This is a genomic window from Streptomyces sp. NBC_00224, assembly GCF_041435195.1.
Taxonomy (GTDB): Bacteria; Actinomycetota; Actinomycetes; order Streptomycetales; family Streptomycetaceae; genus Streptomyces.
In genome coordinates, this window is record NZ_CP108106.1 from 6,469,918 (window position 1) to 6,484,396 (window position 14,479).

The following is a 14,479-nucleotide window of genomic DNA, read 5'->3' on the forward strand; positions in this document are numbered from 1 at the left end:
CACAGGACGGCGAGCCCCTTTCCGTATGTCTGAGACACTGGTGGGACCATGCCGAAGCCCGGAGAACTCACTTTCGTCGCCCCCCGCGGAGCCAAGAAGCCGCCGCGGCACCTCGCCGACCTCTCGCCCGCCGAGCGGAAAGAGGCTGTCGCCGCGATCGGCGAGAAGCCGTTCCGCGCCAAGCAGCTCTCGCAGCACTACTTCGCGCGGTACGCGCACGACCCGGCCGAGTGGACGGACATCCCCGCGGCCGCGCGCACCCGGCTCCAGGAGGAGCTGCTGCCGGACCTGATGTCGGTGGTGCGGCACATCTCGTGCGACGACGACACCACCCGCAAGACGCTGTGGCGGCTGCACGACGGGACGCTCGTCGAGTCGGTCCTGATGCGCTACCCCGACCGGGTGACCATGTGCATCTCCTCGCAGGCCGGCTGCGGTATGAACTGCCCGTTCTGCGCGACCGGCCAGGCGGGCCTGGACCGCAACCTGTCGACCGCCGAGATCGTGCACCAGATCGTCGACGGCATGCGCGCACTGCGCGACGGCGAGGTCCCCGGCGGCCCGGCGCGCCTGTCGAACATCGTCTTCATGGGCATGGGCGAGCCGCTCGCCAACTACAAGCGGGTCGTCGGCTCCATCCGCCGCCTCACCGACCCCGAGCCCGACGGCCTGGGCCTGTCCCAGCGCGGCATCACCGTCTCCACCGTCGGCCTGGTCCCGGCCATGCACCGCTTCGCCGACGAGGGCTTCAAGTGCCGCCTCGCCGTGTCGCTGCACGCGCCGGACGACGAGCTGCGCGACACCCTGGTCCCGGTCAACACGCGCTGGAAGGTCCGCGAGGTCCTGGACGCGGCGTGGGAGTACGCGGAGAAGTCCGGCCGCCGCATCTCGATCGAGTACGCACTGATCCGCGACATCAACGACCAGGCCTGGCGCGGTGACCTGCTCGGCCGCCTCCTCAAGGGCAAGCGCGTCCACGTCAACCTGATCCCGCTGAACCCGACGCCGGGCTCGAAGTGGACCGCCTCGCGCCCCGAGGACGAGAAGGCGTTCGTCGAGGCCATCGCCGCCCACGGGGTGCCGGTCACCGTCCGGGACACCCGTGGCCAGGAGATCGACGGAGCGTGCGGACAGCTCGCCGCGTCCGAGAGGTAGTCTGGGCTCGAAATTTGCATATTCCGACAGGGGAGCGCCACAGCGCTGAGAGTGCGACACCGTCAGGTCGCAGACCCTCTGAACCTTGCCCAGGTCATTCTGGGTAGGAAGTTCGGTCATCACTCAAGCTGTTGCGCCCTGCTCGCCGCCGCCCGGTGAGCAGGGCCGCGTCTCTTCCTGGTCCCACCAGGAGGATCCACAACCATGCGCAGTACGAAGAAGTTGGCGGCCGGCGCGCTCGCCGCCGCCCTCGGGGTCAGTACGCTCGCCGCGTGCGGCGGCAAGGACGACGGCGCCGGCAAGTCCGACGGCGGCACCATGTCCAAGACCGTCACGCTGGTCAGCCACGACTCGTTCGCCGCCTCCGACGCGGTGCTCAAGGAGTTCACCGCGCAGACCGGCTACACGGTCAAGGTCCTCAAGAGCGGCGACGCGGGCGCGGCGCTCAACCAGGAGATCCTCACCAAGGGTTCCCCGCGCGGCGACGTCTTCTTCGGCGTCGACAACACCCTGCTCTCGCGCGCCCTCGACAACGGGATCTTCACCCCGTACGAGGCGAAGGGCCTCGCCGCCGTCCCCGCGGCCGTCCAGCTCGACCAGGGCAGGCACCGGGTCACGCCGATCGACACCGGCGACATCTGCGTCAACTACGACAAGAAGTACTTCGCGGACAAGAAGCTCAGCCCGCCGAGCTCCTTCGCCGACCTGATCAAGCCCGAGTACAAGAACCTGCTGGTCACCGAGAACGCGGCGACCTCCTCGCCGGGCCTGGGCTTCCTGCTCGGCAGCGCCGCCCAGTACGGCGACGACGGCTGGCAGGACTACTGGAAGAAGCTCAAGGACAACGGCGTCAAGGTCGTCGACGGCTGGGAGCAGGCCTACAACCAGGACTTCTCCGGCTCGGCCGGCGGCAAGAAGGCCAAGGGCGACCGCCCGCTGGTCGTCTCCTACGCCTCCAGCCCGCCCGTCGAGGTCCTGTACGCCAAGCCGCAGCCCACCGAGGCCCCCACCGGCGTCGCCACCGGCACCTGCTTCCGCCAGACCGAGTTCGCCGGGCTCCTCAAGGGCGCCAAGAACGAGGCGGGCGGCAAGGCGCTCCTCGACTTCCTGATCTCCAAGAAGTTCCAGGAGGACATGCCGCTCAACATGTTCGTGAACCCGGTGCTCAAGGACGCCAAGCTGCCCGAGCTGTTCACCAAGTTCGGCGCCACGGTCACCGAAACGCACGACGTCGCTCCGGAGAAGATCTCCAAGAACCGTGAGCAGTGGGTCAAGTCGTGGTCCTCGCTCGTGCTGAAGTAAGCCGCACGCCCGGCGCGAAGAGGGTGCGCGCGAACGCGGTGCGGCTCGGCCTGATGGCCCTGCCGCTCGCGTTCTTCGCGCTCTTCTTCGCCTGGCCCGTGGCCGCGATCGTCGGCCGCGGGCTGCGCGTCGACGGCGTCTGGCACCTCGGCCGGATCGGCGAGGTGATCACCGACCCGGACATCGGGCACGTCCTGTGGTTCACCACCTGGCAGGCGCTCGCCTCCACCGCGCTCACCCTGCTGATCGCGCTGCCCGGCGCGTACGTCTTCGCGCGCTTCGACTTCCCCGGCCGCCAGCTGCTGCGGGCCGTGGTCACGGTCCCCTTCGTGCTGCCCACCGTCGTCGTCGGCACCGCCTTCCTGGCGCTGCTCGGCCGGGGCGGGCTCCTTGACGAGCTGTGGGGCGTACGGCTCGACACCACGGTGTGGGCGATCCTGCTCGCGCATGTCTTCTTCAACTACGCGGTCGTCGTACGGACCGTCGGCGGCCTGTGGGCACAGCTCGACCCGCGCCAGGAGGAAGCCGCCCGGGTCCTCGGCGCCTCCCGGTTCGCGGCGTGGCGCACGGTGACCCTGCCCGCGCTCGGGCCCGCCGTGGCGGCCGCCGCCCTGATGGTCTTCCTCTTCACGTTCACCTCGTTCGGCGTCGTGCAGATCCTCGGCGGCCCCACCTTCTCCACGCTCGAAGTGGAGATCTACCGCCAGACCGCCCAGCTCCTCGACCTGCCCACCGCCGCGGTCCTGACCCTCGTCCAGTTCGCCGCGGTCGGCGCGGTCCTCGCCGTGCACGCCTGGACGGTACGGCGGCGCGAGAGCGCCCTGAAGCTCGTCGACCCCGCGCGCACGGCCCGGCGCCCGCGCGGCGCGGGACAGTGGACGCTGCTCGCGGCGGTGCTGGCCGTGGTGGCCGTACTGATCCTGCTGCCGCTGGGCGTGCTGGTCGCCCGCTCCCTGGACACCCCCGACGGCTACGGCTTCGGCTACTTCCGCTCCCTCCAGTCGGTGGGGGCGGGCGGAACGTTCCTGGTGCCGCCGCTGGAGGCGGTGTGGAACTCCGTGCAGTACGCGCTGGCCGCGACCGGGATCGCGGTGGTCGTCGGCGGACTGGCGGCCGCGGCCCTCACCCGCCGCGGAGGACGCCTGGTCCGAGGCTTCGACGCGCTCCTGATGCTGCCGCTCGGGGTCTCCGCCGTCACCGTCGGCTTCGGCTTCCTGATCACCCTGGACCGGCCGCCGCTGGACCTGCGCACCTCCTGGATCCTGGTGCCGCTGGCCCAGGCGCTGGTGGGTGTGCCCTTCGTCGTACGGACCATGCTTCCCGTACTGCGCGCGGTCGACGGACGGCTGCGCGAGGCGGCCGCCGTGCTCGGCGCCTCGCCGCTCAGGGTCTGGCGGGAGGTGGACCTGCCGCTGGTGCGGCGGGCGCTGCTGATCGCTGCGGGCTTCGCGTTCGCGGTCTCGCTCGGGGAGTTCGGTGCGACCGTGTTCATCGCCCGCCCCGACCGCCCCACCCTGCCGGTCGCGGTGGCGCGCCTGCTCGGCCGGGCCGGGGACCTCAACTACGGCCAGGCGATGGCACTCAGCACGATCCTGATGGTGGTGTGCGCCCTGTCCCTGCTGCTCCTCGAACACCTTCGTACGGACCGGACCGGAGAATTCTGATGCTGAAGCTCGACGGGGTGACGGTCCGGTTCGGCGAGCGGGCCGCGCTCGACGCGGTCGACCTGGAGGTCGCCGAGCACGAGACGGTGTGCGTGCTCGGGCCCAGCGGCAGCGGCAAGTCCACGCTGCTGCGAGTGGTGGCCGGGCTCCAGCCGGCCGACGCGGGGCGGGTGCTGCTCGCGGGCGCGGACCAGACGAGTGTGCCCGTGCACCGGCGGGGCGTGGGCCTGATGTTCCAGGACCACCAGCTGTTCCCGCAGCGGGACGTCGCCGGGAACGTGTCCTTCGGCCTGCGCATGCGCGGTGTGCCGCGAGCCCAACAGGCCGCCAGGGTCGAGGAGTTGCTGGAGCTCGTGGGGCTGCCCGGGGCGGGGCGGCGGGCGGTCGGGGCGCTCTCCGGCGGCGAGCAGCAGCGCGTCGCCCTCGCACGCGCGCTCGCGCCCTCGCCGCGGCTGCTGATGCTGGACGAGCCGCTGGGCCAGCTGGACCGTACGCTGCGGGAGCGGTTGGTGGTCGAACTGCGTTCCATGTTCGGCCGGTTGGGCACGACCGTGCTCGCCGTCACGCACGACCAGAGCGAGGCGTTCGCGCTCGCCGACCGGGTCGTGGTGATGCGGGACGGCCGCATCGCCCAGACCGGTACGCCGCTCGACGTCTGGCAGCGGCCGGCCTCGGAGTTCGTGGCGCGTTTCCTCGGCTTCGAGAACGTGGTCGCGGCGACGGTGTCGGGGTCGGTGGCGTCGACGGAGTGGGGCAAGGTGCCGGTGCCGGCGGGCTCGCCGCAGGGGTCCGTACGCCTCCTCGTCCGCCCGGCGGGGGTCCGGCTGCTCCCGGCCGAGGAGGGTCTGGAGTGCGAGGTCCTGGCCCGCACGTTCCGGGGCAACCACGTCGCCCTGCGCCTGCGCCCTCGCTCCGGTCCGCTGTTGGAGGCGGAGTGCGGGGTGCGGGACGCGGTGGGGGTGGGGGAGTTGGTGGGGGTGGGGTTTGTGGGGGCGGAGGTTGTGGTTCTGGAGGGTTGAGCCCCTCCCCGCCGGGGCTGCGCCCCCCGGACCCTCTTGTTTGTCTGCGGGTTCGGTGGGGGCTGGTCGCGCAGTTCCCCGCGCCCCTAAAGGGGCCTGGGCAAAATCAGCCCCTCCGGCGTTTGAGGAGCGGGGTCCGGGGCGGAGCCCCGAAGCGGGGTGCAGGGGCCGCAGGCCCCGCCCGGGGGTCTGGGGGCGAAGCCCCCAGGAAAAACCTTCCCCCCTCACCCCCGGAGGGTCTCGGGAAGGGGCGGGGTGGGGGAGAACTCCCGCCCGGCCTCACCCGCACCCGCACCCTCCGGTTCCGCCCCGAACCAGGCCACCCCCACCGCCCCCGCCACCGCCAGGACGAAGCCCAGTACCGCCATCCACGCGAATCCCGCCCGGGACGCGTCGCCCAGCCAGAGGACGCCGATCGCGCCCGGCAGAACCGTCTCCCCGACCACCAGCGCCGCCGTCGCCCCGTTGACCGAGCCGATCTGGAGCGCCACCGTGTGCAGGTACATCCCGCCGACCCCCGCCACCAGGATCGCGTAGAGCGCGGGGTCCGAGAGCAGGCGGCCCAGGTCGAAGGGGTCGACGCCGTTCAGGACGCGGACCCCGACCCCCAGCGCGCCGAAGCCGAGGCCGGACAGCAGGCCCGCCAGGATCGCGGCGCGGGCGCCGAGGAGGCGTACCGCCACCGCGCCGCCCGCCATCAGCAGCACCGACACCACCAGCAGCCACCAGTGCGTGGCGAGGGACGTGTGGCCGCCGCCCTCCGCGCCCGCCGCCGTGGCCAGCAGCACCAGGGCGGAGCAGACCACCGCGATGGAGCCCCACTCGGCCCGGCTCAGCCGGATGCCGAGGAGCTTGACGCTCAGCACCGCCGTGATCACCAGGTTCGCGCTGATCACCGTCTGGGAGAGGAAGAGGGGGAGCAGGCGGGCGGCCAGGGCGCCCAGGCCGAAGCCGACGAAGTCCAGCACCGTGCCCACCATGAATTCCCAGGTCATCGCCGCCTTCGCGGTGGACGACAGGCTCGGGCCGCCGTGCTGGGTACGGGCCGTCGCGGCCGCCTCGCGGCGCGCGGACTTACGGGATCCGACGGCTTGCAGGACCGAGCCCGTGCCGTAGCAGATCGAGGCCGCGATCGCGGTGAGTAGGCCGATCAGCACCAAAAGCTCCGTTCCAGGGGATCAACAGGAGCACGATTCCGCTCCTCAGCAGCAGACGTGCGCGGACCGCCCCGCGTTGCCTGGTGTGATCTATGCGTCGCCGCTCACGCCGACAGGCGTGCCAGCTCCGCCGCCGCCTCGTCCACCGAGTCCACCAGCGCGATCCGCGCCGCCATCGGGCGGTCCTGCGCGAGCGCCTGGAGCAGCGGCCACGCGGGCAGCCGCTCCGTCCAGTGCGCCCGGTCGACCAGCACCATCGGCGTCGGCTCGCCCCGCGACCCGTAGTAGTTCGGGGTCGCGTTGTCGAAGATCTCCTGTACGGTCCCGGCCGCGCCCGGCAGGAACACCACGCCCGCGTTGGAGCGGGCGAGCAGGCCGTCCTCGCGGGTGGCGTTGGCGAAGTACTTGGCGATGTGGCCGGCGAACGCGTTCGGCGGCTCGTGGCCGTAGAACCAGGTGGGGATGCCCACCGACACCCCGCCCCCGGGGTGGCGCCCGCGCACCTCGAAGGCCGCCCGCGCCCAGTCCGAGACGGACGGCGCGAAGGACGGCGCCTTGGCGAGCAGTTCCAGCGCCTCGCCGAGCACGGCGTCCGTGAACGGCGCCGTGTAGGCGCCCAGGTTCGCGGCCTCCATCGCGCCGGGCCCGCCGCCCGTGGCGACGGTGAACCCGGCCCGGGCCAGCGTGCGGCCGAGCCGGGCGGCCCCGGCGTACGCCTCGCTGCCCCGGCCCATCGCGTGCCCGCCCATCACGCCCACGACCCGCGCCCCGGCCAGGAACTCGTCGAGCGCGTCCGAGACCGAGTCGTCGTGGATCGAGCGGAGCATCGACGCGAAGACGTCGCCGTCCGACTTGGCGCGCTGGAACCAGGCGTACGAGCGGGCGTCGGGCGTGTGCTCGTAGCCGGCGTCGAGGTCCTCGAACAGCTCGTCGGGGGTGTAGAGCAGGCCCCGGTACGGGTCGAAGGGCAGATCGGGCACGGGCGGGAAGACCAGCGCCCCGTCGGCGCGCACCTTGGCGGTGGCGTCCGGCTCCATCCGGCAGCCGAGGAAGACGGCGCCCGCGGTGTCGGTGGACAGGAGCGCGAACGTACGGTCCGTCAGATCGAGGGACTGCAGGCGGTGTCCGACCAGCGTCCCGCCCGCGACGACCTCGTCGAACTCGGCGACGGACTCGATCTCCCGGTCCCGCGCGCTCGGAACCCGCTGAAAGTCTTCACTGGCCATCCGGCCACGATAGGCCGTACCGGGACGGCTTATCGTGGCCGGGGCTCAGCCCGTCAGGGGCAGCGCCGCGAGCTCGGCGATCCCCCAGGTCACCGGGCCGAACAGGGCCAGGACCGCCGCCGCGCGCAGGGCGGCCGAGGCGCGCAGCAACTTGGCCGGGGTGCCCAGGCGCAGCAGCGCCGCCGTCGTCTCGCCGCGGGCGTGCTTGGACTCCAGGGCAGCCGTCAGCAGCGTCGCCACCGTGCACCCCGTCACCAGCGCCGCGCCCAGGCCGGTGAGCGGGCCGAAGGGGTGCGGGCCCGCCTCGTCGCCGTACAGCGTGGCGGCCGCGATCGTGGCCGAGGCCACCGCGCACACCACGCCCAGCGGACGTCCGATGCGGCGGGCCTCCTCCATCAGGACGCGCCCCGCAAGGAGTCGGGCCGCCCCCGGGCGCGCCGCCTGGAGCAGCCGGCCGCACAGATGGGTCAGGGCCGGGCCCGCCACCGCGAGGCCCAGCGCGGTGAGGATCCAGCCGGCCAGCACTCCGGCGGGGCTGCTGTCGGGGTGGCCAGGCATGGGGATCGCGGAGCCCGGGGTGCCCCGGCTCGCGAACGACTCCATCGCCAGGCCCGCCGTGATCAGGGTGATCCCCCACGGCAGGCCCGCCGGGACGGACGCCGGGGGCCGTTCCGCGCCGGTCGGCCGGGGCCGGGGCGGCTCCTTGCGGGGGCGCAGGGCGAGCCCGGCCGCCGCCGACGCGGTCAGCGGCAGTACGCAGAGCAGGGTGAGGGCCGCGGCCAGCGGCAGCGGCCGGTCGGCGGCGAGCAGCCCGGCCGCCGCGCCGTCGAAGGGCAGCCCGGTGATGTCGCCGCGCAGATGGAGGTAGACGAGCAGGGCGACCGTCGAGCCGAGCGTGCAGGCCACCGCCGTCGACGCCGCCGCGATCGCGGTGAGCCGCGCGGGGCCCAGGCCCACCGCGGAGAGCCCGGGGCGCGGGCGGGTGCTCGGGTCCGTACGGGCCACGGCGACCGCGAAGTGGACGGTCGCGGCGAGCGGCACCGCGCACCACAGCAGCCGCAGCACCGAACCGCCGGGGTGCGCCACCGCGTGGCCCAGGGTGCACAGGAGCAGGAAGCCGACCCCCGCCGAGGCCGCGGCCACCAGGAGGCGGCGCAGCAGGACCAGCGGGTGGGTGCCGCGGGCTAGACGGAGAGCGAGCACGTGGCGCGGCCCTCCGCGTCGGGGGCCCCGGCGTGCCCGACGGAGTTGACCCGGCGTCCGTCGAGCAGCCACACCGTGCGGTCGGCGAGCGCCGCGACCTCCGCGTCATGGGTGGCCAGGACCGTGGTGATGGCGTGCGAGCGGGCCGCGGCCGTCAGGGTGCGCAGCACCTGGGCGCGGTCGGCGCGGTGCAGGGTCGCGGTCGGCTCGTCCGCGAAGAGCACCGCGGGCGAGGTGACCAGGGCACGGGCGATCGCCACGCGCTGGCGCTGCGCGGTGAGCAGGGCGTGCGGGCGGCGGCGGGCGCAGGCGCCGATGTCGAGCCGCTCCAGCCACTCCAGGGCGGCCTTCTTGGCGGTGCGGTGCGAGATGCCGCGCAGCAGCAGGGGCAGCGCCGCGTTCTCCCAGGCGTTGAGCTCGGGCACCAGGGTCGGCTCCGGGTCGATCCAGCCGAACCGGTCCCGGCGCAGCCGCTCGCGCGAGAGCGCTCCCATGGTGTGGACGGGGGCGCTGTTGAACCACACCTCGCCCTGGTCGGGCACGAGCTGGCCGGACAGACAGCGCAGCAGGGTCGTCTTGCCGCTGCCGCGCGGGCCCCCGACGGCCAGGATCTCGCCCTCGCGGATCCCGAGGGAGACTCCGGTCAGGGCGGGCGAGCCGCCGTGGGAGTGATGCAGGGAACGTCCCCAGAGCACATCGTTGTCCGGCGGGGCCACCATGGCGTACACCTCGGTTCAGATCAGATTTCCTGTTCCCCCGTACGGGGGAACGAAGGCAGGGCCGATCGGTCACTGGGCACCGTAGGGACTCGTACGCTCCGGCCTTGACAGCACGCGGCCCGGTGGCGCCCATCTCACTCGGATGGGCGCCACCGGGCCGGTGCGTTCAGACGAATCGCAAAGACGATCCGGGGGACGGCTACAGCTTCGTCCAGGCCTCCGTCAGGACCTGGCGCAGGATGCCCTCGATCTCGTCGAAGGTCTCCTGGTTGGAGATCAGCGGCGGGGCCAGCTGGACCACCGGGTCGCCCCGGTCGTCGGCGCGGCAGTACAGGCCGTTGTCGTACAGCGCCTTGGAGAGGAAGCCGTACAGGACGCGCTCGGTCTCCTCGTCGGTGAAGGTCTCCTTGGTGACCTTGTCCTTCACCAGCTCGATGCCGTAGAAGAAGCCGTTGCCGCGGACGTCGCCGACTATCGGCAGGTCGTGGAGCTTCTTGAGGGTGTCGAAGAAGGCGCCCTCGTTGTCGAGCACGTGCTGGTTGAGGCCCTCGCGCTCGAAGATGTCGAGGTTGGCGAGACCGACCGCGGCCGAGACCGGGTGGCCGCCGAAGGTGTAGCCGTGCAGGAAGGTGTTGTCGCCCTTGTAGAACGGCTCCGCGAGCTTGTCGGAGATGATGCAGGCGCCGATCGGGGAGTAGCCCGAGGTCATGCCCTTGGCGCAGGTGATCATGTCCGGTACGTAGTCGAACTTGTCGCACGCGAACATCGTGCCCAGGCGGCCGAAGGCGCAGATGACCTCGTCGGAGACGAGCAGCACGTCGTACTTGTCGCAGATCTCGCGGACCCGCTGGAAGTAGCCGGGCGGGGGCGGGAAGCAGCCGCCCGCGTTCTGCACGGGCTCAAGGAAGACCGCCGCGACCGTCTCGGGGCCCTCGAAGAGGATCTCCTGCTCGATCTGGTCGGCGGCCCAGCGGCCGAAGGCCACCGGGTCGTCGGCGTGGATCGAGGCGCGGTAGATGTTGGTGTTCGGCACCTTGTGCGCGCCGGGGACCAGCGGCTCGAAGGGGGCCTTCAGCGCGGGCAGACCGGTGATGGACAGGGCGCCCTGCGGGGTGCCGTGGTAGGCGACCGCGCGCGAGATGACCTTGTACTTCGTGTGGTTGCCGGTGAGCTTGTGGTACTGCTTCGCCAGCTTCCAGGCGGTCTCGACGGCCTCGCCGCCGCCGGTGGTGAAGAAGACCTTGTTGAGGTCGCCCGGGGCGTAGTTGGCGAGACGTTCCGCCAGCTCCACCGCCTTGGGGTGGGCGTAGGACCACACCGGGAAGAAGGCCAGCTCCTGCGCCTGCTTGTAGGCGGTCTCGGCGAGCTCGTGGCGGCCGTGGCCGGCGTTGACGACGAACAGGCCGGAGAGACCGTCGAGGTACTTCTTGCCCTTGTCGTCGTAGATGTAGGTGCCCTCGCCCCGCACGATGGTGGGAACGGGCGCGTTCTCGTACGACGACATGCGGGTGAAGTGCATCCACAGGTGGTCGTAGGCGGTCTGGCTCAGGTCCTTGCTCACGGCTATCGGGTTCCCCACATATAGGTCTGCTTCTTCAACTTGAGGTAGACGAAGCTCTCGGTGGAGCGCACGCCGGGGAGGGCGCGGATCCGCTTGTTGATGACGTCCAGCAGGTGGTCGTCGTCCTCGCAGACGACCTCCACCATCAGGTCGAAGGAGCCCGCTGTCATCACCACGTACTCGCACTCGGCCATGGCTGTCAGCGCCTCGGCGACGGGGTCGAGGTCTCCCTCGACATTGATGCCGACCATCGCCTGGCGCCGGAACCCCACGGTGAGGGGGTCGGTGACGGCGACGATCTGCATCACGCCCTGGTCGAGCAGCTTCTGCACGCGCTGGCGTACGGCCGCCTCGGACAGGCCGACGGCCTTGCCGATCGCGGCGTACGGGCGACGCCCGTCTTCCTGGAGCTGCTCGATGATCGCCAGGGACACGGCATCGATCGACGGGGACGATCCGTTCCCGGTCCTGGGGTCTGCGCTTCGACTGGCCACGGAGCCACTGTGCACCCGACTCGTCTGTCCCGCAACCCCAAAGCGATGAAATTCGTTGTTCTGTGACCTCAGAAGCACTGAATCCGAAGTTGCCGGGCGGTGGGTCTGTCGAAAGCGACACTGGACCGACTAGGGTGGGTTGTCTCACCCATCGGACATCGGACCGGGAGGCCAGCGAAGTGACCACCGAACTGCGTCGTTTGCGCAACTACATCGACGGAGAGTTCCGCGATGCTGCCGACGGGCGGACCATCGAGGTGGTCAACCCGGCCACGGGCGAGGCGTACGCCACCTCGCCGCTCTCCGGCCAGGCGGACGTCGACGCCGCCATGGCCGCGGCCGCCGTGGCCTTCCCGGCCTGGCGCGACACCACGCCGGCCGAGCGCCAGCGGGTCCTGCTGAAGATCGCGGACGCCTTCGAGGAGCGCGCCGAGGAGCTGATCGCCGCCGAGTCGGAGAACACCGGCAAGCCGCTCGCGCTCACCGCCAGCGAAGAGATCCCGCCGATGGTGGACCAGATCCGCTTCTTCGCGGGCGCCGCCCGGCTGCTCGAAGGCCGCTCGGCCGGCGAGTACATGGAGGGCATGACCTCGATCGTCCGCCGTGAGCCGGTGGGTGTCTGCGCGCAGGTCGCGCCGTGGAACTACCCGATGATGATGGCCGTGTGGAAGTTCGCCCCGGCGCTCGCCGCGGGCAACACGGTCGTCCTCAAGCCCTCGGACACCACCCCCGCCTCCACCGTCCTGATCGCCGAGATCATCGGCGCGATCGTCCCCAAGGGCGTCTTCAACGTCATCTGCGGCGACCGCGACACCGGCCGCGCGATGGTCGAGCACCCGACGCCCGCGATGGCCTCCATCACCGGTTCCGTACGGGCCGGCATGCAGGTCGCGGAGTCGGCGGCCAAGGACGTCAAGCGCGTCCACCTGGAGCTCGGCGGCAAGGCCCCGGTCGTCGTCTTCGAGGACGCCGACATCGCCAAGGCCGTCGAGGACATCGCGGTGGCGGGCTACTTCAACGCGGGCCAGGACTGTACGGCCGCGACCCGCGTCCTGGTCCACGAGTCCATCCACGACGAGTTCGTGACCGCGCTCGCCAAGGCCGCCGCCGACACCAAGACCGGCCAGCCGGACGACGAGGACGTGCTGTACGGCCCGCTCAACAACGCCAACCAGCTCAAGCAGGTCACCGGCTTCATCGACCGCCTCCCGGCGCACGCCAAGGTCGAGGCGGGCGGCCACCGGGTCGGCGACAAGGGCTACTTCTACGCCCCGACCGTCGTCTCCGGCCTCAAGCAGGACGACGAGATCATCCAGAACGAGGTCTTCGGCCCGGTCATCACGGTCCAGTCCTTCACCGACGAGAAGCAGGCGCTCGAATACGCCAACGGCGTCGAGTACGCACTGGCCTCCTCGGTCTGGACGAAGGACCACGCCCGCGCGATGCGCATGTCCAAGTACCTGGACTTCGGCTGCGTCTGGATCAACACGCACATCCCGCTCGTCGCGGAGATGCCGCACGGCGGCTTCAAGAAGTCCGGCTACGGCAAGGACCTCTCGGCGTACGGCTTCGAGGACTACACCCGCATCAAGCACGTGATGACGTCGTACGAGGGCTGATCCCCCCGGCACGGCTCGGACTTGTGGTGCGGCACCGGACGGGGTGCCGCACCACACGTGTGTGCGGGGGCCGTTGCGGTCGACAGGGTGTCGGGCCTGCCGCGTACGGCTGTACGCAGCGTCCATTGCCCCGTACACCCGCGCCCCGGCATCCTTCCGGGGTGCGAGCGACCCCCAAGAACCCCCTCTCCCGCCGTCAACTGCTGCGCGCGCTCGGCGGTGGCGCCCTGGCCACCGCGCTGGCGGGCTGCGGAGTGCCCGCGGCGTACGTCGGACCCGGCGACCGCGCGGCGCGCGACCGCTCGGCAGCCGACCACCGGCTCACCTTCGCCAACTGGCCGCTGTACATCGACACCGACGAGGACGACAAGTCGAAGCGGCCCACCCTCGCGGCGTTCACCAAGGCCACCGGGATCTCCGTCACCTACACCGAGGAGATCAACGACAACGACGAGTTCTTCGGGAAGATCAGCCCGGCTCTGATGAACCATCAGGCGACCGGCCGGGACATCGTCGTCGTCAGCGACTGGATGGCGGCCCGGTTCGTCCGGCTCGGCTGGGTGCAGGAGATGGACCGCGCCCGCCAGCCCAACGTCGCCAAGTACCTGGATCCGCAGCTGACCTCGCCCGCCTTCGACGAGGGGCGGCTGCACAGCGTTCCCTGGCAGTCCGGGATCACCGGCATCGCGTACAACAAGAAGAAGCTCGGCCGCGAGATCAAGCACACCGGTGACCTGTGGGACCCGCGCCTTGCGGGCAAGGTGACGCTCCTGTCCGGGCTCGACGAGTCGTTCGCGCTGCTGATGCAGGGCGACGGCGTCGATGTGACGCGGTGGACGGCGGACGACTTCCACCGGATGTGCGACCGCGTCGAGAAGCAGGTGCACAAGAAGCAGATACGCCGCTTCACCGGCAACGACTACATCAAGGACCTCTCCACCGGCGACGTGCTCGCCTGCCAGGCGTACTCGGGCGACGTGATCCAGCTCCAGGCGGACAACCCCGACATCGAGTTCGTGGTGCCCGAGGAGGGCGCCGAGCTGTGGGCCGAGTCGATGATGATCCCCAACCTGGCCCGCCACAAGGCCAACGCCGAGGCGCTGATCGACTACTACTACGACCCGCACGTGGCGGCGGAGCTGGCGGTCTGGGTCAACTACGTCTGCCCGGTCCCGGCCGCCCGCGAGGTCCTCGCGGCCTCCAAGGACAAGGACCGCGCGGAGCTCGCCGAGGACCCGCTGGTCTTCCCGGACGCCGAGATGCGCCAACGGCTCGCGATCGCCCGGGACATCACGTCGGAGGAACGGATGGAGTTCGCGAAGAGGTGGAACGCGATCGTGGGGCTGTAGGGGGTCGGGGA

Annotated in this window: 12 protein-coding genes and 1 riboswitch; of the genes, 6 read left to right on the forward strand and 6 right to left on the reverse strand. The window is 71.5% G+C overall.

Annotated elements, in window-relative coordinates:
- Positions 1-48: 48 nt before the first annotated feature.
- From rlmN to OG965_RS29045, 4 genes are all read left to right on the forward strand, one after another.
- The gene (gene rlmN / locus OG965_RS29030; protein ID WP_371654984.1) at positions 49-1,155 is read left to right on the forward strand and encodes a 23S rRNA (adenine(2503)-C(2))-methyltransferase RlmN; all 1,107 of its coding nucleotides are present in this window, start codon (positions 49-51) and stop codon (positions 1,153-1,155) included.
- Between the two features lie 18 nt (positions 1,156-1,173).
- Positions 1,174-1,283, forward strand: a riboswitch (TPP riboswitch).
- A gap of 76 nt (positions 1,284-1,359) precedes the next feature.
- Positions 1,360-2,457 (forward strand): thiamine ABC transporter substrate binding subunit, encoded by a 1,098-nt coding sequence (locus OG965_RS29035; protein WP_371654985.1) that lies wholly within the window; start codon positions 1,360-1,362, stop codon positions 2,455-2,457.
- A gap of 38 nt (positions 2,458-2,495) precedes the next feature.
- On the forward strand, positions 2,496-4,121 hold the full coding sequence (locus OG965_RS29040) for an ABC transporter permease (RefSeq protein WP_371657094.1): 1,626 nt from the start codon (positions 2,496-2,498) through the stop codon (positions 4,119-4,121).
- Entirely contained in the window at positions 4,121-5,140 is a 1,020-nt protein-coding gene (locus tag OG965_RS29045) for an ABC transporter ATP-binding protein (protein WP_371654986.1), read from the forward strand. The genes OG965_RS29040 and OG965_RS29045 overlap by 1 nt, the downstream gene beginning before the upstream one ends.
- A 224-nt stretch (positions 5,141-5,364) precedes the next feature.
- Here the strand turns inward: OG965_RS29045 and OG965_RS29050 are convergent, their stop codons facing one another.
- The 6 genes from OG965_RS29050 to OG965_RS29075 all read right to left on the reverse strand — a co-directional run bounded on the left by OG965_RS29050 (position 5,365) and on the right by OG965_RS29075 (position 11,500).
- Entirely contained in the window at positions 5,365-6,297 is a 933-nt protein-coding gene (locus OG965_RS29050; RefSeq protein ID WP_371654987.1) for a hypothetical protein, read from the reverse strand.
- 104 nt (positions 6,298-6,401) lie between these two features.
- Positions 6,402-7,523, reverse strand: coding sequence for an LOG family protein (locus OG965_RS29055; RefSeq protein ID WP_371654988.1), 1,122 nt, complete (start codon positions 7,521-7,523; stop codon positions 6,402-6,404).
- A 45-nt stretch (positions 7,524-7,568) separates the two neighbouring features.
- On the reverse strand, positions 7,569-8,726 hold the full coding sequence (locus OG965_RS29060; protein WP_371654989.1) for a hypothetical protein: 1,158 nt from the start codon (positions 8,724-8,726) through the stop codon (positions 7,569-7,571).
- Entirely contained in the window at positions 8,708-9,445 is a 738-nt protein-coding gene (locus OG965_RS29065; protein WP_371654990.1) for an ABC transporter ATP-binding protein, read from the reverse strand. Before OG965_RS29065 ends, OG965_RS29060 begins: the two co-directional genes overlap by 19 nt.
- Before the next feature lie 199 nt (positions 9,446-9,644).
- Positions 9,645-11,024 carry an aspartate aminotransferase family protein gene (locus OG965_RS29070; protein ID WP_371654991.1) on the reverse strand — a complete coding sequence of 460 codons (1,380 nt, stop codon included), beginning with the start codon at positions 11,022-11,024 and terminating at the stop codon, positions 9,645-9,647.
- Positions 11,009-11,500, reverse strand: coding sequence for an Lrp/AsnC family transcriptional regulator (locus tag OG965_RS29075; protein ID WP_190091075.1), 492 nt, complete (start codon positions 11,498-11,500; stop codon positions 11,009-11,011). Before OG965_RS29075 ends, OG965_RS29070 begins: the two co-directional genes overlap by 16 nt.
- Positions 11,501-11,679: 179 nt before the next feature.
- Here OG965_RS29075 and OG965_RS29080 point away from each other — a divergent pair, with 179 nt between their 5' ends.
- Both OG965_RS29080 and OG965_RS29085 read left to right on the forward strand, forming a co-directional pair.
- Complete coding sequence (locus OG965_RS29080; protein ID WP_371654992.1) at positions 11,680-13,119, forward strand: gamma-aminobutyraldehyde dehydrogenase; 1,440 nt, start codon at positions 11,680-11,682, stop codon at positions 13,117-13,119.
- A 161-nt stretch (positions 13,120-13,280) separates the two neighbouring features.
- Complete coding sequence (locus OG965_RS29085) at positions 13,281-14,468, forward strand: PotD/PotF family extracellular solute-binding protein (RefSeq protein ID WP_371654993.1); 1,188 nt, start codon at positions 13,281-13,283, stop codon at positions 14,466-14,468.
- Positions 14,469-14,479 lie beyond the last annotated feature (11 nt).

Coding starts and splice junctions, on each gene's coding strand:
- OG965_RS29035 (WP_371654985.1), top strand. CDS start 1,360: ATGCGCAGTACGAAGAAGTTGGCGGCCGGCGCGCTCGCCGCCGCCCTC.
- OG965_RS29055 (WP_371654988.1), bottom strand. CDS start 7,523: ATGGCCAGTGAAGACTTTCAGCGGGTTCCGAGCGCGCGGGACCGGGAG.
- OG965_RS29045 (WP_371654986.1), top strand. CDS start 4,121: ATGCTGAAGCTCGACGGGGTGACGGTCCGGTTCGGCGAGCGGGCCGCG.
- OG965_RS29065 (WP_371654990.1), bottom strand. CDS start 9,445: ATGGTGGCCCCGCCGGACAACGATGTGCTCTGGGGACGTTCCCTGCAT.
- rlmN (WP_371654984.1), top strand. CDS start 49: ATGCCGAAGCCCGGAGAACTCACTTTCGTCGCCCCCCGCGGAGCCAAG.